General features: G+C 74.1%; 17 protein-coding genes. 7 read left to right on the forward strand and 10 right to left on the reverse strand.

The features are described 5' to 3' along the window. Window positions 1–93: 93 nt before the first annotated feature. Entirely contained in the window at window positions 94–810 is a 717-nt protein-coding gene (locus ACGBYP_RS06960) for a DUF4214 domain-containing protein (protein WP_411582539.1), read from the forward strand. Between the two features lie 90 nt (window positions 811–900). On the opposite strand, the gene ACGBYP_RS06965 is transcribed toward ACGBYP_RS06960, so the two are convergent. The 3 genes from ACGBYP_RS06965 to ACGBYP_RS06975 form a co-directional block, all read right to left on the reverse strand. Continuing rightward, window positions 901–2,817 (reverse strand): N-acetylmuramoyl-L-alanine amidase, encoded by a 1,917-nt coding sequence (locus ACGBYP_RS06965; RefSeq protein ID WP_411582540.1) that lies wholly within the window; start codon window positions 2,815–2,817, stop codon window positions 901–903. Window positions 2,818–2,962: 145 nt separating this feature from the next. Further along, window positions 2,963–4,873: a SpoIID/LytB domain-containing protein gene (locus ACGBYP_RS06970; RefSeq protein ID WP_411582541.1), complete on the reverse strand. Its 1,911-nt coding sequence runs from the start codon at window positions 4,871–4,873 to the stop codon at window positions 2,963–2,965. Between the two features lie 28 nt (window positions 4,874–4,901). After that, complete coding sequence (locus ACGBYP_RS06975) at window positions 4,902–6,047, reverse strand: glycosyltransferase family 4 protein (RefSeq protein WP_411582542.1); 1,146 nt, start codon at window positions 6,045–6,047, stop codon at window positions 4,902–4,904. A gap of 323 nt (window positions 6,048–6,370) precedes the next feature. Between ACGBYP_RS06975 and glf the strand changes: the two genes are divergently transcribed. Continuing rightward, window positions 6,371–7,558: a UDP-galactopyranose mutase gene (gene glf, locus ACGBYP_RS06980; protein WP_411582543.1), complete on the forward strand. Its 1,188-nt coding sequence runs from the start codon at window positions 6,371–6,373 to the stop codon at window positions 7,556–7,558. Window positions 7,559–7,565: 7 nt separating this feature from the next. Continuing rightward, window positions 7,566–9,524, forward strand: coding sequence for a glycosyltransferase (locus ACGBYP_RS06985; protein ID WP_411582544.1), 1,959 nt, complete (start codon window positions 7,566–7,568; stop codon window positions 9,522–9,524). 103 nt (window positions 9,525–9,627) lie between these two features. Here ACGBYP_RS06985 and ACGBYP_RS06990 read toward each other — a convergent pair whose 3' ends face one another. The 3 genes from ACGBYP_RS06990 to ACGBYP_RS07000 are packed head-to-tail and all read right to left on the reverse strand — an operon-like array spanning window position 9,628 to window position 12,124. Further along, complete coding sequence (locus tag ACGBYP_RS06990; RefSeq protein ID WP_411582545.1) at window positions 9,628–10,524, reverse strand: glycosyltransferase; 897 nt, start codon at window positions 10,522–10,524, stop codon at window positions 9,628–9,630. Next, window positions 10,521–11,282, reverse strand: a complete 762-nt coding sequence (locus tag ACGBYP_RS06995; protein WP_411582546.1) for an ABC transporter ATP-binding protein — start codon at window positions 11,280–11,282, stop codon at window positions 10,521–10,523. Before ACGBYP_RS06995 ends, ACGBYP_RS06990 begins: the two co-directional genes overlap by 4 nt. A gap of 2 nt (window positions 11,283–11,284) precedes the next feature. Continuing rightward, window positions 11,285–12,124, reverse strand: coding sequence for an ABC transporter permease (locus tag ACGBYP_RS07000; RefSeq protein WP_411582547.1), 840 nt, complete (start codon window positions 12,122–12,124; stop codon window positions 11,285–11,287). Window positions 12,125–12,436: 312 nt separating this feature from the next. On the opposite strand from ACGBYP_RS07000, the gene ACGBYP_RS07005 reads away from it, so the two are divergent. Further along, a complete protein-coding gene (locus tag ACGBYP_RS07005) occupies window positions 12,437–13,969 on the forward strand; it encodes an LCP family protein (RefSeq protein WP_411582548.1) in 1,533 nt (510 codons plus the stop codon). Between the two features lie 79 nt (window positions 13,970–14,048). On the opposite strand, the gene ACGBYP_RS07010 is transcribed toward ACGBYP_RS07005, so the two are convergent. The 3 genes from ACGBYP_RS07010 to ACGBYP_RS07020 form a co-directional block, all read right to left on the reverse strand. Further along, entirely contained in the window at window positions 14,049–14,516 is a 468-nt protein-coding gene (locus tag ACGBYP_RS07010) for a hypothetical protein (RefSeq protein ID WP_411582549.1), read from the reverse strand. Window positions 14,517–14,712: 196 nt separating this feature from the next. Next, complete coding sequence (locus ACGBYP_RS07015) at window positions 14,713–15,705, reverse strand: decaprenyl-phosphate phosphoribosyltransferase (RefSeq protein WP_411582550.1); 993 nt, start codon at window positions 15,703–15,705, stop codon at window positions 14,713–14,715. Then, window positions 15,702–16,247: a phosphatase PAP2 family protein gene (locus ACGBYP_RS07020; protein ID WP_411582551.1), complete on the reverse strand. Its 546-nt coding sequence runs from the start codon at window positions 16,245–16,247 to the stop codon at window positions 15,702–15,704. The genes ACGBYP_RS07015 and ACGBYP_RS07020 overlap by 4 nt, the downstream gene beginning before the upstream one ends. 82 nt (window positions 16,248–16,329) lie before the next feature. Between ACGBYP_RS07020 and ACGBYP_RS07025 the strand changes: the two genes are divergently transcribed. Both ACGBYP_RS07025 and ACGBYP_RS07030 read left to right on the forward strand, forming a co-directional pair. Next, window positions 16,330–17,133 (forward strand): TIGR03089 family protein, encoded by an 804-nt coding sequence (locus ACGBYP_RS07025; RefSeq protein ID WP_411582552.1) that lies wholly within the window; start codon window positions 16,330–16,332, stop codon window positions 17,131–17,133. Between the two features lie 132 nt (window positions 17,134–17,265). Further along, a complete protein-coding gene (locus tag ACGBYP_RS07030; protein WP_411582553.1) occupies window positions 17,266–18,087 on the forward strand; it encodes a DUF1028 domain-containing protein in 822 nt (273 codons plus the stop codon). A gap of 18 nt (window positions 18,088–18,105) precedes the next feature. Here ACGBYP_RS07030 and ACGBYP_RS07035 read toward each other — a convergent pair whose 3' ends face one another. Then, window positions 18,106–21,279 carry an arabinosyltransferase domain-containing protein gene (locus tag ACGBYP_RS07035; protein WP_411582554.1) on the reverse strand — a complete coding sequence of 1,058 codons (3,174 nt, stop codon included), beginning with the start codon at window positions 21,277–21,279 and terminating at the stop codon, window positions 18,106–18,108. A gap of 125 nt (window positions 21,280–21,404) precedes the next feature. On the opposite strand from ACGBYP_RS07035, the gene ACGBYP_RS07040 reads away from it, so the two are divergent. Continuing rightward, window positions 21,405–22,718 carry a lipopolysaccharide biosynthesis protein gene (locus tag ACGBYP_RS07040; RefSeq protein ID WP_411582555.1) on the forward strand — a complete coding sequence of 438 codons (1,314 nt, stop codon included), beginning with the start codon at window positions 21,405–21,407 and terminating at the stop codon, window positions 22,716–22,718. The last annotated feature ends 16 nt before the right edge of the window (window positions 22,719–22,734 follow it).

The raw sequence follows: 22,734 nt of genomic DNA on the forward strand, positions 1-22,734 counted from the left end.
TGCGGCCTGTCGCCTGGTCTGGGCCCGTGGCACGCGCGATGCTCGGGGACGAGAACGGTCCGGGACGTCTGGACCGACCGACTGGAGGTCTCGGTGAAGCGGAAGATCTGCACCGCCCTCGCCGCCGCGGCCCTCGTCACGTTCGGCGCCGTGGGCGCCGCACCGGCGAGCGCGGCGACGACGAACGACGAGCTCGTGCAGGCCTGGTACCGCGTCTACCTGGGGCGGTCCGCTGCCGACGCCGCGGCCGACGCCGGGCGCTCGTACTGGGTCGGCCGCCTGGACGCCGGCAACACCCGCGAGGCGGTGCTCGACCAGCTGACGGGCAGCCGCGAGTACGTCAGCCGGGAGATCGCCGACTACTACTCGGTCTACCTGGGCCGCGGCCTGGACCCCGACTCCGCCTACTGGGTCGACGGCGTCGTCGGCAAGCGGTTCGTCGCCGAGTGGGCCGCACAGCTCATCGTGTCCAGCGACGAGTACTACCGCACGTGGACGGCCGGGGCGTCCGACGCCGACCGCGCGTTCATCCGCTCGCTCTACTACGACCTGCTCCACCGCAGCGCGACCGACGCCGACGTCAGCTACTGGCGCGGGGTGCTCGCGTCCAGCGGGCGGCTGGCCGTCGTCCGGGGGATCTGGTACGCCACCGAGGGCGTCCAGGTCCGGGTCGACGGCAACTACCGCACCATCCTCGGCCGCGGCGCCGACGCGGCCGCGTACGGCTACTGGAACCCCATCGAGGTCTCCAGCGACCACACGGTCCGAGTGCGCCTGGGGGCGACCGACGAGTTCTACCAGCGTCGCTGACCGCGGCCGGCCGCACCCGGTCTGCCGACGGACACGAGGAGGGCCGGGGGACGTCGTCCCCCGGCCCTCCTCGTGTGCGTGATCTCCCGGTCAGCGCCGGGCGGGCCGGCTGACCCCCACGCCGGCGCCGCGGTCGGCCACCCAGTGGCCGACGACCGGCTGGTCGGTGGTCAGCCCGTAGGAGAAGAGCCGGTCGGGGGCGCCGCCGCCGAAGGCGTGGCGCAGGTACCAGGTCCCGGCCGCCATGACGCCGACGTCGGTCCGGCCGTCGCCGTCGTAGTCGGCGGGCACCGGGACGGCACCGGCGAACCCGTACTGGAACTGCTTGTCCGGGGCCCCGGGGGTGTTGGTGCCCCGGACCATCCACACGCCGGCGGCGCGGTCGTAGACGCCGATGGTGTCGGTGCCGTCGCCGTTCCAGTCGCCGACCACCGGGGTGGCGCCGGACCAGCCGAACTGGACCGTGCCGGCGTCGGGCTTCCCCGGGGTGGCGGAGTCGCGGAGGTACCAGGTGCCGCTGCGCGGGTCGTAGACCCCGATGCCGTCCCGCCCGTCGCCGTTCCAGTCGCCGCACACGGGCACCCAGCCCGCCGCGCCGTAGGAGAAGGCCTTGTCGGCGCTGCCGCTGCCGAGGGAGGCACGCAGGTACCAGGTGCCGTTGTCGTAGGCGGCGAGCTGGTCGCGGCCGGTGCCGAACGGGTCGCAGGCCAGCGCGACCGCACCCGGGCCACCGAACCAGACCTGGTGGGGCGCGGGGCCGGAGGTGGCGCTGTCGCGCAGCTCCCACCAGCGGTCGGTCGGGGTGGCGGTCGTGACGGTGGTCATCAGCGCGGTGACGCGGCTGCGGATCGCGTCCATCTTGGCGTAGCCGTACTTGCCGGGGCAGGCGGTCGCGCCGACGTCCCGGTGGGCGAACACCGTGGGCTCGCTCACCGCCACGCCGGCGGCGTACTTCGCCGTCCCGCCGCCCCCGCTCACCAGCCGGGTCGTGCCGCGGGGGTCGACGCCGAAGAGCGACAGCTTCCAGGCGATGATCTGCGCCACGCCCTCGAGCATGGCGGCCGAGGGCTCGACCAGGTCGTAGTTGCCCAGCATGGACACGCCGAAGGTGCCGGTGTTGAAGCCACCCGCGTGCGCGCCGATGACGGTGCTGGCCAGCCCGCCGTACCGGCCCTCCCAGATGCGGCCGAACTTGTCGACCAGGACGTTGTAGCCGATGTCGCCCCAGCCGCGGCTGACCGTGTGGTACTGGTACATCGCCCGCATGATCTGCGGGACCTGCTCGGCGGTGTAGTCGTTCGAGTCCGCCGTGTGGTGGATCGTGGCGGCCTTGATCGTGGCGGCGTACTCCGGCGCCCAGGTGCGGATGCGCTCGTCGGCGCCCCACTGCGCGCGGGTGAACACCGGCGGCATCGCGCTGGCCGCGTGCGCCTGGTCCCGCACCGCCGCGCCGCCCGGCGCCGCGTCCGCGGCGCTCTCACCGGGGTCGATCAGCTGGGCCTGCACGTCGGTGGGCGCCGCGCCGGAGCGGGTCAGCAGCTCCACCTCGACGCCGTGGCCCTCGCCGGTCCACAGCGGGCTCGTCCCGCCGCGGAGGCCGGCCTCCTCCCCCGCCGGGGCGTCGATGTCGCTGGCCTCGGGCTCGATCTCGGTCCAGTCGCCCCAGGCGCCCGACGCGTCGGCCACCCGGACCTGCACCACGGTGTCGGTGACCGCCGGGTCGAAGGCCCAGGTGACGCCGACGGCCTTGAACGGCTCGGTCACCGGCTGGGACACGGCCAGCACTGGGGCGGCCGCGTCCTGCGGGGTCTGGCCCTCGACCGGGTCGGTGGTGCCCTGCTGCAGGTCGGCCTCGGGAGCCGGCGCGGTGACCGAGCCCAGGTCCACCGACTCCACCGATGCCTGCACCGGCGTCGGCTGGGGCGCGGGTGCGGCGTAGACCGGCAGCACCAGCATCAGGGGGGTCATCAGGAGCGCGGAGATCACGATCGCGAGCACGCGACGCATGGGGAGTTCCTTCTCGACGAGGGGACGAGCCGGCGGGCCGCTGTGCGCACCCGCCCTCTCTCATTCGTCACTTTCCGCGAGGAGCTGTAGCCCTGCGTGAGAAAGAACTGCGGCGGGGCCACCGTGGGAACGGTGGCCCCGCCGGTCACCTGCTGCCCGGGCGACTCACCCCGATGCCGTCGGCGCCCCGGCCGGCCCAGTCGCCGACCAGCGGGGCGTCGGTCCCGAGGCCGTAACCGAACTGCCGGTCGGCCGGCCCCGCGCTCGCGGAGGTGCGGAGGTACCAGGTCCCGCCGGAGACCACGCCGACGTCGGTGCGGCCGTCACCGCTCCAGTCGCCGGCCACCGGGACGGCGCCCCCGAACCCGTACTGGAACTGCACGTCCGGGCTGCCGGGCGTGTTGCTCTGGCGCAGCAGCCAGGTGCCCCGCGCCCGGTCCCAGACCCCGAGGGTGTCCGACCCGTTGCCGTCCCAGTCACCGACCACCGGCGTGGCGCCGGACCAGCCGTACCGGACGACCGCGTCCGCGGGCCCGGCCGAGGCGCTGTTGCGGAGGTACCAGGTGCCGTTGCCGTCGTAGACGCCGATGCCGTCCCGGCCGTCGCCGTCCCAGTCGCCGCAGACCGGCGTCCACCCGGCCGCGCCGTAGGTGAACGTCTTGTCGGCCGGTCCGCCGTCCAGGCTGGCCCGCAGGTACCAGGTGCCCCGGTCGTAGGCGACGAGCCGGTCGCGGCCGGAGGCGAGGAGGTCGCACCCCAGGGAGACGGCATCGGGCCCGCCGAACCAGACCGAGTGGTCGGCCGGTCCGGCGTTCGCGGTGTCGCGCAACTGCGACCACAGCTCCGAGGCGTTGACCGGGGTGAACCAGTCCGACCGCAGGCCCAGGGCCAGGCGCACGGCGTTGCCGGTCGTCGCCACCGTGCCGGCGGTCCCGACGACGTCGACCGTCGTGACCCGGCCGCCGTCGGCGCCCAGCCCGTTGCGGCCGGTGACCTGCATGCGGGTGAAGTCGCCGATGGCCGGCCAGGCGGCCTCGACCCGCTCGTCGGGGACCACGACCGACCAGTCGTGGAACGGCGAGCGGGCGTCGCCCTCGTCGACCACGGCCGGCCACAGCCCGCCGGCGGTGTACCCGCCGGTGGAGGAGGAGAACTCGGTACGCACGATCGCGCCGTTCTTCAGCCGGACCTTGCCCGCGGTGCCCGCCACGGCCCGGTCGGTACGCGGGTCCTCGAGCCACCGGCCGCCCTGGGCCGCCCCGCCGTAGACCTGGCAGGACTCCGTGTCGCAGGTCCTGGCGTACGGGTACCGGTTCTCGCTGAGCGCGTACGAGCGGGCCGCCACCGCCTGCGCCGCCAGTGCGTTGATGCCCGCGCCGCCGCCCAGGTCCGCCCAGGCGGCGGGTGACTCCCGCGGGACGACGCCGCGCAGGTAGTCCTCCGTGGGGAGGTCGTTGACCAGGTACACCTGTGCCGCGCCGTTGGCCGTGAACCGCAGCTTGCCGCGGTACCCGCGGTCGGAGGCGCAGAGGGTGAGGACCGACCGGGCGTCGGCGGGGTCGACCGCGCCGGCCGGGGACACCTCAGGCGTCGCTGCGGTGAGCGGCCCGGACGAGGTCACCGCCGCGTTGCAGCCACCGGCCCGGACGGCCATCGTGTACGCCCCGTTGGCCCGGCTGACCGTCACCGCCTGGCCGGCACCCACGAGCAGGGCGTTGCCGCTCTCGCCGACGTAGTAGGGCGCGGCCGAGGTGACGGTCACCGAGCTGGCGCCGTCCTGCGCCGTCAGCCGGACGGTCATGCCCGTCGCACCGAGGTCGCCCTCGACGGTGCCGCCGTAGAAGTGGTCGAGGATCCGGCCGCCGCTCCAGCCCTTGTCCACCGCGTACCCCAGGGAGCCGTACTGGCCCAGCCCGCGACCGTGCCCGTAGCCGTGCCCGGTGAGGGTCAGCTGCTCGGCGGCCGAGGCCGAGGCCCCGGGCGCGACGACGCCGGCCACCACGGCCGTCGCCAGGCAGGTCGCGAGGACACCCGCCCGCTGCAGGCCCCGGGTCACCCGCGCGGTCCCGCCGCGGGCGGGGCGGTCACCGGGCACGCTCGGCCGCCACCCGGTCGAACAGCTCCGAGTACGCGTCAAGCGCCACCTCGAGGGAGTACAGCTCCCGCGCCTTGCGGGCACCCTCGGCGCGGTCCAGCGGCGCGTCACGCAGCCGCTCCAGCCCGGCGCGCACCGACTCGGCGTCCCGCGGCTCGACGACGACCCCGAAGCCGGTGTTCTGCACCGGGACCCGGACGCCGGGCAGGTTGCTCGCCAGCGCGGGGACGCCGGCCATCATCGCCTCGACCTGGACGATGCCGAAGGCCTCGAAGGCGTTGATCGACGGGAGGGCGAACACGTCGAGCGAGGCGTAGAGGTCGGGCAGCGCCTCGTCACTGACGAAGCCGAGCAGCTTGACCCGCGGGTCGCCGCCGATCTTCGCCCGCACGCGGTCGACGACGCTGCCGCCGGCGATGCGCTTGAAGTCGCCGCCGATGAGCAGCCGGGCGTCGGGGTCCCCGAGGGCGAGGAACCCGTCGACCAGGTACTCGATGCCCTTCTCCTCCACGATCCGGCCGAGGAAGCCGATGTGCAGGCCGTCGCCGTCCCGGAAGGTCGGCTGACCGCCGGTGCGCAGGTGGCAGGGCGCGGGGATCGCGGCGGTCTTGCCGCGCATGGCCGGCCAGAGCCGGCTGTGCTGGGCGTAGTCGTCGCTGGTGACGCCGACCGCGGCCGAGCGGCGCATGGCCAGCCGGCTGGACCCGTCGATCGCGACGCGCTGCACGTCGTTGACCCGGCCCGGCGGGAGGCTGACGTCGCACTGGTAGGTGAGGACGACGGGGGCGGCGGAGAACCGCGCGATCGGCCCGGCCTCCAGCATGGGCAGGTGCAGGTTGACGACCGTGGCCGAGCGGGTCGCGGCGATGGCCGCGCGCACGTACCCGGGGCTGATCACGCCCTTGCCGAAGCTGGCCAGCACCGGCTCGCGCTGGACGTGCACGCCGTTGACCACCTCGGAGCGGGGCAGGTCCGGCTCGTGCTGCGTCGTCACCACGCGCACCCGGGCGCCCCGTGCGGCCAGCCCCTCGGCCACGTCGCGGGCGGCGTTGGTCAGCCCCGAGACGTAGGGCGCGTAGTAGTTCAGGGCGATCAGCAGATCGTCGGTGGGCTCGGTCGTGCGGGCAGGCGCCACGCCACTCCTCCAGGGTTCTGGATGTGCCGGGTCGGCGGAGCCGTCGTCCGTGCCCGCAGCACACCATGGGCGCCCGCTGGCACGGGGGCCCGGCCGGCGCATCGTCGCAGCGCGTCGCCGCGACTCGGGTCCGAAAGTAGCGCAGCCGCTCCGCCCGGCCACGGGTCCGCGCGCACCCCCGACCACTCCAGGGACGGGCGGGACGGACGTGACGACACCGCCCCCGGAGGGCCCGGCGGGACCGAGGGGCTCGTGGGACGAGGGAGGCGGATGGGTCCGTCACTCCCGGTCCCCGCGCGCTGACGCCGGTATCGTCGCCGGACGTGACCTCAGCCAGTCCTGATCTCGTCGTCGTCGGCTCCGGTTTCTTCGGCCTCACGGTCGCGGAGCGGGTGGCCAGCCAGCTGGGCAAGCGGGTGCTGGTGATCGACCGGCGCGACCACATCGGCGGCAACGCCTACTCCGAACCCGAGCCCGAGACCGGCATCGAGGTCCACCGCTACGGCGCGCACCTCTTCCACACGTCCAACAAGCGGGTCTGGGACTACGTCAACCAGTTCACCGAGTTCACCAAGTACCAGCACAAGGTGTGGTCGATCTACGACGGCCAGACCTACTCGCTGCCGATCAACCTGGCCACCATCTGCCAGTACTTCGGCAAGAGCTTCTCCCCCGCCGAGGCCCGCGCCCTGGTGGCCGAGCAGGCCGGTGAGATCGACACGGCGTCGGCGGCCAACCTCGAGGAGAAGGCGATCTCGCTGATCGGCCGCCCGCTCTACGAGGCGTTCATCCGCGCCTACACCAAGAAGCAGTGGCAGACCGACCCCACCGACCTGCCCGCAGCGGTCATCGCCCGGCTTCCGGTCCGCTACACGTTCGACAACCGGTACTTCAACGACACCTACGAGGGCCTGCCGGTCGACGGGTACACCGCGTGGCTGACGAAGATGGCCGACCACCCCAACATCGAGGTGCGGCTGTCCACCGACTGGTTCGACGTCCGCGACACGCTGCCCACCGACGTGCCGACCGTCTTCACCGGCCCGATCGACAAGTACTTCGGCTACGCCGCCGGCGAGCTGGGCTGGCGCACGCTGGACTTCGAGACCGAGGTCCTGCCGATCGGTGACTTCCAGGGCACCTCGGTCATGAACTACGCCGACGAGGACGTGCCCTACACCCGGGTGCACGAGTTCCGGCACTTCCACCCCGAGCGCGACTACCCCACCGACAAGACCGTCGTGGTGCGGGAGTACTCCCGCTTCGCCGAGCCCGGCGACGAGCCGTACTACCCGATCAACACCCCCGAGGACCGCGCGAAGCTCGAGACCTACCGCGGGCTCGCCGCCCAGGAGGCGGCCGACAAGCGCGTGCTCTTCGGCGGCCGGCTGGGCACCTACAAGTACCTGGACATGCACATGGCGATCGGTTCGGCCCTGACGATGTTCGACAACCGGATCCGCCCCTTCTTCGACGAGGGCGGCCCGCTCGACGGCCGCCTGGAGGACTGACCCACCCATGACGACGACCGACACCACCACGCCCGTCTCCCTCGAGGTCGTCAGCGAGCCCGCCGCTGAGGAGCTCGTGCCCGGCAAGGCCGTGGAGCTGGTGCAGCGCATCCTGATGCCCCGCCCGGCCGACCAGCTCAAGGTCCGCAGCCTGTACCTGGACGAGGTCAACTCCGCGGCGCGGGTCAAGGCCCGCGACCGCTTCAGCGCCGAGGTCCCGGCGGGCTCCGAGCTGTCCTTCGCCACGTACTTCAACGCCTTCCCGGCGAGCTACTGGCGCCGCTGGACGGTGCTGAAGACGATCGTGCTGCAGGTGACCGTCTCGGGCACGTGCCGCATCGACGTGTACCGGTCCAAGGCCGACGGCGAGTCGATGCACGTCACCGGGGCCACCCACGACGACACCGACGAGCGGACCCTGGAGTTCGAGCTCGACCTCGGGCCCTTCATCGACGGCGGCTGGTACTGGTTCGACGTCACGACCGAGGACGCCACCACGGTGCACCGCGCGGGCTGGTACGCCCCGCAGGCGCCGGAGCAGGAGCCCAAGCTCGGCATCGGCATCTGCACGTACAACCGGCCGGTCGACGCCGTCGCCGCGCTGACCGCGCTCGTCGAGGACGAGACGGTCCGCGACCTCCTGCACCTGGTCACCGTCGCCGACCAGGGCAGCAACCACGTCACCGACGCCGCGCAGTACCCGGCGGTCGCCGCGGCGCTGGGCGACCGGCTGCGGATCATCGAGCAGCCCAACCTGGGCGGCAGCGGCGGGTTCGCCCGCACGATGTTCGAGTCCTTCACCAACGCCGACGTGACCCACCACGTCCTGCTCGACGACGACATCCAGCTGGAGCCCGACAGCATCCTGCGGGCCCGCGCCTTCGCCGCCTACGCGTCCAAGCCGATGCTGGTGGGCGGGCAGATGCTGGCCCTGCAGGACCGCTCGGTGCTGCACACGATGGGCGAGATCGTCGACCGGTCGAACTTCTTCTGGCGCAACGCGCCGCACACCGAGTACTTCCACGACTTCGGCCACCGCTCGCTGCGGCAGTCGCCCGAGCTGCACCGCCGGATCGACGTCGACTACAACGGCTGGTGGATGTGCCTCATCCCCCGCACGGTGTTCGAGGAGATCGGCATGCCGCTGCCGGTCTTCATCAAGTGGGACGACGCGGAGTACGGGCTGCGGGCCTTCGCGGCCGGGTTCCCGACCGTCTCGCTGCCGGCGACCGCGATCTGGCACCTCTCCTGGGGCGACAAGGACGACGCCAGCGACTGGCAGGCGTACTTCCACATCCGCAACCGGTTGATCGCCGCGGCGCTGCACTCGCCGTACAAGCACGGCGGGAAGCTGTTCCCGGAGATGATCAAGGTCGACCTCCGGTTCCTCATCAACCTGCAGTACTCGACCGTCGAGCTGCACCAGATGGCCTACCGCGACTTCCTCGCCGGCCCCGAGACCCTCTTCGAGGGCATGGCCGGGTCGGTGGGCAGGGCGCGTGAGACGCGCGCCACCCACCCCGACGGCCGCGTGCTGCCCAGCTCGGCCGACCTGCCGCTGCCCTCGATGAGCACGGCCGAGGCGCTGCGGTTCCGCCGCATCCCGGTGACCCCGACCCAGATCGGCTCCACGCTGGTGAAGGCGATCGCCAACAACGTCACCTCGGTGGCGCCGGCGCACAAGGAGGTGCCGCAGCTCAACCTGGCCTTCCAGGACGCCCGCTGGTTCCTCCTCGCCCGGCTCGACAGCGCCACCGTCGGTACCGCGGACGGCCGCGGCGTCACCTTCCGCCAGCGGGACCCCCAAGCGTTCCGGGAGCTGTCCGCCACCTCGGCGCAGCTGCTGCGCCGCATCTACCGCGAGTGGCCCGAGCTGCAGCAGCGCTACCAGGCGGCGGCCCGCGAGCTGACCTCGGTGGACCGCTGGGGCAAGGCGTTCCAGGACTGGGGCTCGCACCAGGTGTGACGTCCGGCCCCGGCGCCGCCTGGCGCCGGGGCCGGCACCACGGAGGCCCCCGTCCGCAGCAGCGGACGGGGGCCTCCGTGGTCTCGGGACGGGACGCGCGGCCTCAGCTGCGGGTGAAGCGCTCCCGCCGTCCGGCGCGGGTCAGCCGCAGCCACTCCCGCCACCCGGCGCGGTCGCGGCGGGTGACCAGGAAGAACCAGCTGAACCGGACCAGCTCCAGCGGCAGCAGCCAGCGCATGCCGGGCTGGGCCATCAGGTAGCCGCGGTTGCGGTAGGTGAAGAAGCGCTTCACCTCGTTGGCCGGGTACTGCGCCGACAGCCGCCCCCCGAGGATGGGCTCGAACTCCGTCGTCCCCTCGGGGTGGACGTAGGCGGCGGCGGTGCAGGTGCCGAAGGGCAGCCCGGCGCGCAGCAGCCGGCGGTGGACCTCCGTCTCGTCGCCGCGGAAGAACAGGCGGTAGTCGGGCACCCCGACGACGTCCAGCGCCTCGGCCCGGAACAGCGCGCCGTTGAACAGCGAGGCGTAGTCCGGCAGCAGCTCGACACCGGCGAAGTCGCTGCGCCGCCGCCGCCAGCGCAGCCCCCGCCGCAGCGGGAAGGCCAGCCGGTCCGGGTCGGCCTGGTCGATCACCAGCGGGGAGACCTCGGCGAGCCCGTGCCGCTCCGCGCAGTCCAGCAGCGTCTGCAGCACCCGGTCGTCGGCCGGCCGCCCGTCGTCGTCGGCGCACCAGACCCAGTCGGCCCCCCGGGCCAGCGCGGCCAGCATGCCCAGCGCGAAGCCACCGGCCCCGCCCAGGTTCCGCCGGCTCGGCAGGTAGGTGGCGTCCAGCCCGGACGCGCCGACGACGTCCTCGGCCGAGTCGTCGGGCCCGTTGTCGACGACGATCACGTGGTCGACCGGGCGGGACTGGCCGGCGATCGCGGCCAGGCTCTGGGCCAGCAGCTCGCGACGGTGCCGGGTCACGATGACCGCGACGACCTGGGGCCCGGCGGTGCTCACGCGGTAGCGCCCTTGTAGGCGGCCAGGACGTCCTCCAGGTCGCCCTGCATCCGCACCTGGCCGTGCTCCATCCAGATGGCGGTGTCGCACAGGTCGCGGAGGAACTCGTCGGAGTGGGAGGCGAAGACCAGCAGGCCCGAGCGCGCCACCAGCTCCTTGAGCCGGTTCTTGGACTTCTCCAGGAAGGCGGCGTCCACGGCCCCGATGCCCTCGTCCAGGAGCAGGATCTCGGGGTCGATGCTGGTGACCACGCCCAGCGCCAGCCGCACCCGCATGCCCGTGGAGTAGGTGCGCAGCGGCATCCGCAGGAAGTCGCCCAGCTCGGTGAAGTCGGCGATGTCGTCGACCCGGGCCTCCATCTGCTTGCGGGTCATGCCCAGGAAGAGGCCCCGCACGATGATGTTCTCCAGCCCCGAGACCTCGGGGTCCATCCCGACGCCGAGGTCGAAGACCGGGGCCACCCGGCCGCGGATGTCGGCCGCGCCCCGGGTGGGCTCGTAGATGCCGGAGAGCAGCCGCAGCAGCGTCGACTTGCCGGCGCCGTTGTGCCCGACCAGGCCCACGCGCGCGCCGTGCTCGAGGTGCACGTTGACGTCGCGCAGCGCCTCGATGATGGGCACCTTGCTGTTGCTGGCGATGTTGCCGCCGACCAGGCCCATCACCGTCTTCTTCAGCGAGCGGCTGCGGGCGTCGAAGATCGGGAAGTCGACGCAGGCGTTCGTGGTGGTGATGCTGATCTGCTGTGTTGCCTGGGACATGTTCACACCCAATACGGGACTCGGGCACGGTAGCGGCGCAGCACGGTGAACGTCAGCGCCCAGCCCACCACGGTGATGACCAGGACGACGATCCAGTGGTGCAGCTGCTGGTCCTGGCCGAGCAGCGGCGCCCGGACGATCTCCAGGAAGTGCAGGAAGGGGTTGAGCTCGGCGAGGCTCGCCCGCTCGCGGACCGTCGGGTTCGGGCTGTCCAGCAGGTCCTGGTAGATCCACACGATCGGCGTCATGAAGAACGCCAGCTGCATGATCGACTGGACGATCGGGACGAGGTCGCGGAACCGGGTGCTGACGATCCCGAACAGCATCGCCGCCCAGGCGCCGTTCAGCGCGAGCAGCACGAAGGCCGGGACGACGGCGATCGCCGTCCAGTGCAGCTGCTGCGGGAAGACCAGCAGCATCACCAGGTAGACGACGGCGTTGTGCAGGAAGAACAGGCTCTGCCGCCACACCAGCCGGTACAGGTGCACGCTCAGCGGTGCGGGCAGGTGGGTGATCAGGCCCTCGTTGGAGGTGAACACCTCCGCGCCCTCGGTGATGCAGCCGGAGATGAAGTTCCAGATGATGAAGCCCAGCAGCAGGTGGGGCAGCAGCACGTCGATGTCGGTGTCGAAGAGCCCGGCGTAGAGGATGCCCAGCGCGATGGCGGTGATCGCCATCGTGATCGAGATCCAGATCGGGCCCAGGAACGACCGGCGGTACCGCTGGCGGATGTCCTGCCAGCCCAGGTGCCCCCACAGCGGTCGTTGCGCCCACCCGGCCCGGAGGTCACCGAGAGCCCGGTACGAGCTCCGCGGCCCGGCGTCGGCGGAGGTCGAGGTCATGCGGTCACGCTACCTGGCTGTTCGGCGCCCCTTCCGCCAGGAACCGGGTCCCGCCGGCCCCTGCGCCCCTCCCCCACACCCGCGTCCCACCCGCCCCAGGGAGGTCGGCGGCGCCGCCGCGGACGCCGGCCCCGGGGTCCACGGGCCTGGTGTGACGGACGGGGACGGTGAGCAGCCGGACCCCCGTCCCGACCGGCGGGTTCCCGTGTCCGGGCTGTCACCGCCCGTAACGTCACGGGTCGATCACGCCGCTGGACCACTGACCATCCGGTCAGCAGACCGACGTCGGCACGTCGACGTGAGGAACAGGACATGGACCACGACGAGCACGCCCGCCCCCAGGAGCCCGGACGGCGCACGCTGCCTCCGCACCTGGACCCGCGCGCCGGTCAGCCGGCCGACGGGGCCACCGGCGGCGGGCGCCGTCTGGTGTGGACCGGGCGGGTCACCGCCGGTCTGCTCTCCCTCGCCCTCCTGGTCACCAGCGGCTGGGGCTGGTACCTGGGCCAGGTCGCCGAGGCGACCGTCACCCGCACCGACGCCATCCCCACGGCGGGCAACGACCAGACGGTGACGACCGGCGCGGCGATGAACCTGCTGCTGGTCGGCAACGACAGCAGGGCCGCGCTGACCGACGACCAGCTCGCCGAGCTCAAGGCCGGCGAGGACGCCGGGACCAACACCGACACGATGATCCTGGTGCACGTCCCCGCCGACGGGTCCAAGGCCTCCTTCGTCTCCTTCCCCCGCGATTCCTACGTGCAGATCCCCGGTCACGGCTGGGACAAGCTGAACGCCGCCTACGCCTACGGCCGCCAGGACGTCCCCGAGGACGCCGCCGAGGAGGAGAAGTCCGCCGCCGGGTCCCAGCTGCTGGTGCAGACCCTCAGCCAGCTCACCGGCCTGCGCATCGACCACTACGCCGAGGTCGACCTGCTCGGGTTCTTCGAGCTGAGCAGCGTCGTCGGCGGGGTCGACGTCAACCTCTGCGAGCCCGTCGACGACCGCGAGTGGTCGGGGGCCTTCTTCCCGGCCGGCCCGCAGACCATCAGCGGGGCCGACGCGCTGAAGTTCGTGCGGCAGCGGCACCACCTCGCGGGCGGCGACTTCGACCGCATCGTCCGGCAGCAGGTCTTCCTCGCCGGCGTGCTCCGCAAGATCTTGTCCGACGAGGTCCTCCGCGACCTGGGGAAGCAGCAGGACCTGGTCCAGGCCGCGTCGCAGGCCCTGACCATCGACGCCGACCTGGACCTGATGGAGCTGGCGCAGCAGATGCAGTCGGTGACCGCCGGCAACATCGACTTCCAGACCGTGCCGAACGTGGGCACGGACCGCGACGAGCGCGACCTGTCGATCATCCGGCTGGCCGACACCGCCACGCTGCGCTCCTTCTTCGCCGACCTGTCCGCCGACCCGCCGCCGCCGGCAGCGGCGGCGGCCCCGGTGAGCGAGGCGCCGGCTTCCACCGCCGCCCCGGCGGACGTCTCGGTCGAGGTCTTCAACGGCTCGGGCACCGCAGGGCTGGCCGCGAAGGCCGCCACCGGGCTGACGCAGGCCGGCTTCCCGGTCGCCGGCACCGGCAACGCCGACGCCATGACCTACGACGCCACCGAGATCCGCTTCGCCGCCGGGGACGACGCGCTGGCCGCCGCCCTGGCCGCGGCGGTCCCGGGGGCGGTGACCGTGCCGGCGGACGACGCCACCGCCGGCACGGTCCAGCTCGTGCTGGGCGCGGACTTCAACGGGGTCGGGCAGGCCGTCACCGCCCGGCCCACGACCGCCGCCCCCAGCACCGCCGAGGTCGCCCCGCCGCGCACCGCCGCGGACCAGAGCTGCATCAACTGACCGGGTCCCGCCCCGGACGCCCCCCGGGTCAGGCGCCGCGGCGCCCGACCCGGGGGGCGTCCGTCGTCCTGCCGATCGCTCAGGCCCGGGCGAGGTCGTAGGTGTAGGCGAGGCCGCTCGTCCCCGCCAGGCACTCCCCGGGCACGTCGGACCACCCGCCGCCGCTGACGCCGTCGCGCCAGTCGTCGTCCTCGTCGTACCCGCCCCCGCCGGTGACCTGGTCCCCCACGGCCAGCACCTGCCCCGTTCCGGACGTCACGCCCACCGCGCCGGGGGCAGCTCGTGTGCCGTACGGCAGCGCGAGGAAGTACCGGGTGCCCGCGCCGTCGTCCAGGACGAGGCAGCCACCACCGGACACCGCCAGCGTGCCGGCGACGATCGCGGCGGTGCGGGCGCCGTCGGGCTCCGAGCTGACGTAACCGGTGACCCCGTCGCCCAGGTCGAGCACGGTGCCGTCCCCGGCACAGCCGGTCAGCAGGGCCGCGGCGGCGAGCGCGGCCACCCCCAGCGGACGGCGGCGGGCGGGTGCGAGCGGTCTGCGGGGCACGGCACGTCCGTCCGGTCGGCGGGTCCACCGGGGGTCCTCGGCAGGGTCCGGACCGTAGTCCGCCGGTCCGTCCCCGCGGGAGGCCCGCGGAGCACACGTGCCCCGATCGTGACCCGCGGTCGCCCGCAGACGCGTCGAGCCCCCACCGGCCGCGGGACGGCTGGTGGGGGCTCGAGGCGCAGGTCGACCCCGGGGGTCAGCGGGTGAAGACGCCCACCGCGACGATGGCGGCCCACAGGGCGCCCAGGAGCAGCAGCACGCGGTCGCCGAGCACGATCTCCTCCGGCGCACCGGCAGCGCCCTTGTCGACGTCGACGGCGTACCGCAGGATGCCGATCACGAACGGGGCGATGGAGATGGTGGCCCAGACGCCGCCGTCCTCGGCGCTGGCCATGTCGAAGGCCCACAGGCTGTAGGCGGTGCACGCGACACCGGCCGACAGGCTCCAGACGAACCGCAGGTAGCTGGCGGAGTACTCCCGCAGCGTCTTGCGGGTGGCGGCGGCGTCGCCGACGACCACCAGCTCGGAGTACCGCTTGCCCGCGACCATGAACAGCGACCCGAAGGCGGCCACGAGCAGGAACCACTGGGAGAGCACCAGCCCGGCGGCGACACCGCCGGCGATGCCCCGCAGGAGGAAGCCGGAGGCCACCACGGCCAGGTCGATGACCGGCTCGTTCTTCAGGAACGTGCAGTAGCAGAGCTGGATGACCACGTAGCTGGCGAGCACCCAGGCGAGCTCGGGGCGGGTCAGCAGCGCCGCCGCCACCAGCGTGACGGCGAAGAGGACGACGGCCATGGCCACCGCGAGCGACCGCGGGACGAGCCCGGCGGCGATCGGCCGGAACCGCTTGCGCGGGTGGCGCCGGTCCTCCTCCACGTCGATGGAGTCGTTGACCAGGTAGACGCCCGAGGACGCCAGGCAGAAGAGGACGAACGCGACGGCGGTCGGGCCGGCCACGTCGGGGTCGAAGATGGCCCCGGCGGCCAGCGGCGCGGCGAGCACCAGGGCGTTCTTGACCCACTGGCGCGGACGCAGGGCCCGGACGACCGCCCACGGCCGGGAACCCCGCAGGCCCGGGATGCGGGGCGGGAGCTCGACGGCCGGGGGCCGGGGGCCGTCCTGGACGGGCGTGAGCCCGCGCGCGGGCCTCACACCGGGGCTGGCCGGCTCGGGGTGCGCCGTCACTGTCGTGCCTTCCTGCCGGTCGGGGTGGTGGTCCGGCGTCGCCGGACCACCGTGGCCACGGTCGCGCCGAGCGCGGCGCCGGTGACGACGTCGGTCGGGTAGTGCACGCCCAGCAGCACGCGGGAGACCAGCATCGCGCCGGTCACCGTCGCCATCACCGGCGCGCCCAGCATCGGGGCGAAGCCCACGGCCGCGGCCGCGGTGGACGTGCTGTGCGCACTGGGGAAGGACAGCCGGCTGGGCGTGGAGACCAGGGCCGGGACGTCGTGCAGGGCGGGGCGCACGCGGCGCACCACCCGCTTGACCAGCACCCCGGCGGCGTGGGCGGCGACCACGCCGACGACCCCGGAGGCCCACTCGTCGCGCCGGCGGCCGGACAGCCAGCCCACCCCGCCGATGGCGATCCAGCCCAGGGCGTGCTCACCGAAGTGGGACATGCCCCGGGCGACCGGGACGGCGGGCGTGCCACCCAGCGCGCGACGGGTCGAGCGGAGCACCGCGTGGTCCAGTCGGAGCAGGGCGGTACCGCGTGCAGCAGTCATCGGGGAGGAACTCTAGCCGCGCGGAGGGGCCCCGGGCCGGTGGGCGTCGGACCAGTTCGTCCGCTGGTGCCACTCTGGTCACGTGCCCCTCACCGGAACCCCCACGCCCCAGGACCTGCTGTCCGCAGCGCTCCGGCGCGACGCCGCCGCCCCGCTGCTCACCTTCTACGACGACGTCTCCGGCGAGCGCACCGAGCTGTCCGCGACGACGCTGGCCAACTGGGTGGCCAAGACGGCGAACCTCCTGCAGGAGGAGTTCGACGTCGGGCCCGGACGGACGGTCGGGGTCGCGCTGCCGGTGCACTGGCAGACCGCCGCCGTCCTGCTCGGCACGTGGAGCTGCGGCGCCGCCGTGCTCGAGACGGCCGCCGAGGACGACGACCGGCTCACCGCCGCCGACGTCGTGCTGGCCGGCGCCGACCGGCTGCCGCCCCTGGAGGAGCTCGGGCTGGAGGAGCTGCTCGGCCTGTCGCTGCACCCGCTGGGCATGGGCATGACCGGCTACACCGGCCCGGCGCGGGACTTCGCGCTGGAGGTCCGCGGCCAGGGCGACGTGTTCTCCCCGTGGCAGCCGGTCGACCCCGCCGGTGTCGGCCTGGTGCTCGGCGGCGGGTCGCTGACCCTGGCGGGCCTGGTCGAGACCGCGACCGAGCTCGCAGGCCGGCTGGGCATCGTCGCCGGCGACCGGGTGATGGTCGACGAGCGCGCGGCCACCGAGGCGGGCCCGGTGGCCTGGCTGCTCGCCCCGCTGGCCGCCGGCGCCTCGCTGGTCCTGTGCCGGGCCGCCGCCCCCGCCGGGCTGGCCCACCGCGCCGCGACCGAGCGGGTCACCGCCACCCTCGGGCTGGCCCTGGACGGCGTCCGTGAGCTGGGCCGCCCGGCCTGACCCGGTGGACGGCGCGCTGACCGCTCCCCGCCCGCGCGGGGCGGGCAGGATGGTGGCGGGCGGCGGCGGGCCGGCCCGATGCGCCGGTGGGGGGGTCGTGGTGAGGGGACGCACCACCGGGCCGGTGCGGGCATGACCTTCTCCGTCATCGGCCGGGACCCCGCCACCGGCGACCTCGGCATCGCCGTCTCCTCCTGCATCCTGGCCGTCGGGCGGGTCGTGCCCGCCGTGCGCCCGGGGGTGGGGGTCGTCGCCGTCCAGGCGCGCAGCCGGCGCGGCCTGGGCGGGACGCTGCTGGCCGGGCTGTCCGAGGGCAGCTCGCCGGCGGACCTGGTCCGCCGGGCCGCCCACGCCGCCGAGGACGTCGACCGGCAGATCGCCGTCCTCGACGTCACCGGGCGGGTCGCCGCCGACACCGGGCGCGGCTCGCTGCCGGTGAGCGGGCACCTGGTCGGTGACGGGTTCAGCGTGCAGGGCAACATGCTCGCCTCCGCCGACGTGCTGCCGGCGATGTCCCAGGCGTTCACGGCCACCGGCGGCGGGCTCGCCGACCGGCTGCTCGCCGCGCTGACCGCCGGGCAGGACGCCGGTGGCGACCTCCGCGGCCGCCAGTCCGCCGCCCTGCAGGTGGTCGGCGGCGCCCCGGCCAGCAGCGACGACGACGGGGTCCTGCTCGACCTGCGGGTCGACGACTCCGGCGACCCGGTGGCCCAGCTGCGGATGCTGCGCAACCTCCAGCGGGCCTACGACGAGCGGGACTACGAGACGCTGGCGGTCTTCGCCCCCGAGGGCGCGCGCGACCTCTACGCCGCGCTCGCCGCCTCCCGCCGGGGCGACCGGGCCGGGGCGCGCAGCGCCCTGGAGGCGATGCGCGCCCGGCCCGGCTGGTCGGCGTGGCTGGCGTCGATGGCCGGCGACTCCCGGGTGTCGGGCATGTCGCGGCTGCTCGACTGACCGCCGGTCACGACCGGGTCAGTCGAGACCGTAGGGCCACGCAGCCTCGGCCGGGCCCTGCCACCCCCACCGCGTCCCGGTGCCGCTCTGCAGGTCGTAGGCGGCCGTGGGGTAGGGCGCCACGACCCGGTACACCTGCACGTCGGGGATCTGCGGGAAGTCCCGGAACGCCCCGCCGACGAGCGTCAGCGACGAGTCCCGCTGGGTGGGGGCGAACAGACCGCCCCGGCCCAGCTGCCAGATCGAGTCGGGCAGGCCGTTGCTGCCGGGCACGTGGTAGTTGAGCGCGTAGCTCATCGGCTCGGTGATGCCCTCGTCGATGCGCACCTGGCGCTGGCAGTTGAACAGGAAGGTGAACTGCCAGGCCGCCCCGACCGCCGCGTCGCGCGGGATGTAGTCGCTCATCGACTCGGTGGTCATCAGCGAGGGGCCGGTGAAGGCGATCCAGCCGGGGGCGTCGGTGGTGTCGTCCCGGGCCACGATGCGCATCGAGTCCGCGCCCGCGTCCCGCGCCGCCCCGAGGTCCAGGGGCTGCACCCGCCAGGTGGCGGTCTGGGTCTGGTCGTTGACCACCGTCTCGCTGACCCGGGGGCGGTCGGTGCCCTCGCCGCGGCCGTACTCGACCGTAATGCCGTTGCCGGCGCTGTCCAGCTTGCCGCTGACCAGGAAGGCGACCCGGTCACCGGCGGGCACGTCGGCGGGCAGCGGGTACCAGGGCGAGGCGAAGACGCCGGTGCCCTCGCCGTTGTCGCGGTCGTCGGTGTTGCCGGGGACGCCCTCGTTCAGGCTGCCCCACACCTGCGCGGCCGCACCCGTGCCCGGGGCCGACGGCGGCGGGCTGGGCGGGTACCAGCCGCCGTCGGCGGTGAACACGTCCGCGCCGGTGCCGGTGCCGGACTCCGGCGTCAGCGGCCGGGCCCCGTCGACGTCGAGGACGTCGATGTCCTTGGCCGGGCCGCAGGTGGAGCCCAGCGGGTCCTGCACCGCGTCGGCCCACGGCGAGTAGGTGTCCGCGGTGCGGACCGCGGCGTAGCCGAAGCTGCCCAGCAGGTAGGTGACGGTCAGCCCGAGGAAGACCACGGTCGCGATCGGCAGGGCGGTCAGCCACGGACGGCGCGTCGGCAGCCGCAGCCGGCGGCCGAACACCCGCACCAGCAGGACCAGCAGCAGGATGCCCGCCAGCCAGACGAGCGGGCGGTCGAAGGCGATGACGGAGACGAAGGGCGGCACCCCGGTGTGCGGCACGCCCTGCATCCACGAGTAGGCCCAGAGGTTGGGCCCGTGCATCGCCAGCGAGAACGCCACCACCGCCGTGCCGATCGCCGGGACCGCGCTCCCCCACCCGGTGCGCAGGCCGCCGGGCAGGGCGCGCACGAGCACCGGCAGGGAGGTGAGGAAGAGCCCGAGGAACGCCGGGCCCAGCCCGTCGACGGCGCCGAAGTGGTGGGTCCACTTGCTGGGGGTGATCCACAGCAGCAGGAAGGCCAGCGCGAGGCTCTGCCCCGCCAGCAGCAGCTGCGGGCTCACCAGTCCGCGCCGGCGCGAGGCGGCGGCGAGCAGGCCGAACCAGACCAGGCAGACCAGCCCGAGCACGACGGCGGCGCGCTTGGCGTAGGAGCCCATCGGGATGGAGTTGAAGAGGAAGTTGTACCGCTGGTACTCGTCGTACCAGCTGTTCTGGTCCTGGATCGACAGGAAGATCTGCTGCCCGCGCTGGAAGTCGTTGAACGAGCCGTCCCCGAAGGCCGCGATGCCGGCCACCGCGCCCGGGGCGATGACCGCGACCGCGCGCAGCAGCGCCTCGAGCGGACGCACGCCCTCCCGGACGAGGCCGATCATCTTCGGCAGGCCCACCAGGAGGGGGGCCAGCGCCACGAAGCCGGTCGGGTGGGACACGACGCTCATCGCGGCGGCGACCACGGCCACCGCGAGCAGCGGCAGGCTCCGGCGGCGCAGGCCGGCGGAGACGGCCAGCAGCGTCGCCGCGGCCAGGAAGCCCACCATGGCCTCGGGCCGGACGCCCATGCCGTAGGGCATCCACCAGGCCAGCAGCGCCAGGCCCAGCACCAGGTCGAGGGAGGCGCGACCACGGCGGCTGTCCTGCAGCACGGCCGGCAGCGCCCCCGGCTGGGTCGTGAAGCGCCGCAGCACCCACCAGGTGAGCAGCCCGGTGACCAGCGCCGGGATGCGCAGCACGAACGGGCTGTTGCCGACCTCGGTCCAGAAGCCGAGCAGCCGGTAGAACCAGGTGAAGGGCGTGAAGTTCTGGTTCAGCAGCTGGTAGTACTGCCCGACCGCGCCGCCGTCCACCGAGGCGCGCGCCATGGCCGCGTAGTAGCCGTCGTCGTCCGACATCGGCGACAGGAAGGCCCAGGCGACCATCACCAGGGGGACGACGACGTCGGCGACGCCGAAGCGGCGCCCTGCCCGCGGAGCCGGCGGTCCGGCGGCGGCGCGGGCCCGGGCCCGGTGGTCGGCCAGCAGGAAGAGGAAGCACAGCACCGCGCCGACCAGGACCAGCACGATGAGGACCCACTTGACTGCCGACGGCGAGGTGGAAAACTGGTCGTCCACGGTGATCCGGGCCGACAGCTCCTCTCCCGCGGCGGGGTCCAGCGCGGTCACCGAGGTGGCCAGCACGTCGACGGCCGGCAGCACGTCCGGCCGCCCCCGGCCCACGACCTCACCGTCGCGGGAGACCGTCAGACCGGTCGCGTCCCCGGTGACGGCGTAGCTGCAGTCGCCGGTGATCGGGCCGCCGCGCAGCAGCTCCCGGTCGTTGGCCACGACGGTGAGCGTCCCGGCGTCGACGCGGGCGAGCAGCCCCGAGCGGGTGGTGGCCGGCTGGCCCGGGCGGATGGTGGCGAAGAGCACACCGTCCTCCGTCCCACCCGCCACACGGGCCGCGGCGCAGCTGAACCGGACGTCCATCGCCAGCGGTGTCTGCGCGGTCAGCTGGAGCATCGTCGAGGTGGGCGCGGACGCGGACTGCGGCCAGGACACGACGGGCTCGCTCGTGTTCACCGGCGCGAGCGGGAGCAGGACCGTGGCCAGCACCGCGACCAGCCCCGCGACCAGCGCGGACAGCCCCAGCCACTGGCCGGCGGACGGCTCCTCGCGGCGCCGCGCGGTGGCACCGGCCGGAGCACCGGTCAGGTCGTCCGCGTCTCGGGCGACCACAGATCGGGACACTTCCACTCCTCGGTTGGACGGCACTGCGCTCCGAGCAGTGAACACCTGTCGACGTCCGTGACGGAAAAGTGACTCGCTGCCGGCACCCCCCGTGCACCACGCGCCGCGGCAGTTACGGTGCGGGGGTGCGGGACGAGACGGGCAGCAGCGCGGAGGCCCCGCCGGACCCCGGGCAGGGCGCCGACGCGAAGGCCCTCGGGCTGGTCGCGGTGTCGGTCGTCGGGTCCGGGGTGTTCACCTACGCGTACCTGGCGCTCGTGGCCCGCGGGCTGCCGACCGCCGACTACGGCTGGTTCGGCTCCTACTGGTCCCTCGCGCTCGTCATCGGGTTCGGCGCCTTCCTGCCGGTGGAGCTGGAGCTGGCCCGGCTGGTCTCCGCACGTCCCCCGGGCGCGCGGTTCCCGGCGGGCACGGCCCGGACCCTGCTCACGCTCACCGTCGCCTGCCTGGTGCTGGTGGCGCTCCTCGGCGGCGTGCTCACCTCCTCCCTCGGCGGCCAGGTGGGCTTCCTGTGGGCGCTGCTGGCCGTCTGCGTCGTCTCCGCGGGGCAGTTCCTGCTGCGCGGCTGGATGCTGGGCACCGGCCGGCTCCGGCTGCACGGGATCGTCCTGCTGGTCGACTCCGGGCTGCGGGTGCTGCTCGCCCTCGTCCTGGGCTGGTCCGTCGACGACGCCTCGGGCTCGGACTACGCGTGGACGCTGGTCCTGGCCATCTCGCTGGCCCACCTGCCGCTGCTGCTCTGGACGACCCGCGGGCGGACGGCGGCCCGCCACGAGGACGCCCCGGTCGAGCCGGCGCGCCCCTTCGTCACCGCGGTCGGCCACCTGCTGGTGGGGTCGTTGTGCGCGCAGGCCCTGCTCAACGCCGCACCGGTGCTCATCACCGTGCTGGCGGCCCCGGGCGAGGAGGCGCTGGCCGCCCAGTTCATCGCCTCCTACACGCTGGTGCGGCTGCCGCTGTTCGTCGCCGTGCCGCTGCAGAGCGCCCTGGTCCCCGTCCTGGTCAACCTCGGCACCAGCGGCGACGGCAGCCGGCTGCGCACGTTCCTGCTGCGCGGGCTGGCCGTGATCGGCGTCCTGGCCGTGCTGGCTGCCGCCGTGGGGCTGTGGCTGGGCCCGCCGATCGTCGAGCTCGTCTTCGGCGCCCGGTACGCCCTGCCGGGCGGGGAGATCGCGCTGCTCGCGGTCGGCAGCGTCCTGCACCTGGGCCTGCTCGTGGCCGGTCAGGCCCTCGTCGCCGCCGGCCGGCACCGCCAGGTCGCCGTCGTCTGGGCGCTCGGGCTGGTGACCGCCGCCGTCCTGTTCGCCGTCGTCGACGACCTCGTGCTGCGCGCGAGCCTGGCGTTCACGGTGGGCTCGGGTGTCGCCCTCGCCATCGCCGCGGTCACGCTGCTGGTCCGCCCCCGCGACCCGGCCGGGACGGCGCCGCACGCCGCCTGAGCCGGGTCGCGCTCAG

Origin of the sequence: Modestobacter sp. SSW1-42 (assembly GCF_046635825.1) — a bacterium.
GTDB lineage: Bacteria > Actinomycetota > Actinomycetes > Mycobacteriales > Geodermatophilaceae > Modestobacter.

Bases quoted from the DNA above. Each gene is read 5' to 3' on its own strand.
- ACGBYP_RS07020 (WP_411582551.1), bottom strand. From the start codon at position 16,247: ATGACTGCTGCACGCGGTACCGCCCTGCTCCGACTGGACCACGCGGTG.
- ACGBYP_RS07030 (WP_411582553.1), top strand. From the start codon at position 17,266: ATGACCTTCTCCGTCATCGGCCGGGACCCCGCCACCGGCGACCTCGGC.
- ACGBYP_RS07000 (WP_411582547.1), bottom strand. From the start codon at position 12,124: ATGACCTCGACCTCCGCCGACGCCGGGCCGCGGAGCTCGTACCGGGCT.
- ACGBYP_RS06985 (WP_411582544.1), top strand. From the start codon at position 7,566: ATGACGACGACCGACACCACCACGCCCGTCTCCCTCGAGGTCGTCAGC.
- ACGBYP_RS06995 (WP_411582546.1), bottom strand. From the start codon at position 11,282: ATGTCCCAGGCAACACAGCAGATCAGCATCACCACCACGAACGCCTGC.
- ACGBYP_RS07005 (WP_411582548.1), top strand. From the start codon at position 12,437: ATGGACCACGACGAGCACGCCCGCCCCCAGGAGCCCGGACGGCGCACG.
- ACGBYP_RS06965 (WP_411582540.1), bottom strand. From the start codon at position 2,817: ATGCGTCGCGTGCTCGCGATCGTGATCTCCGCGCTCCTGATGACCCCC.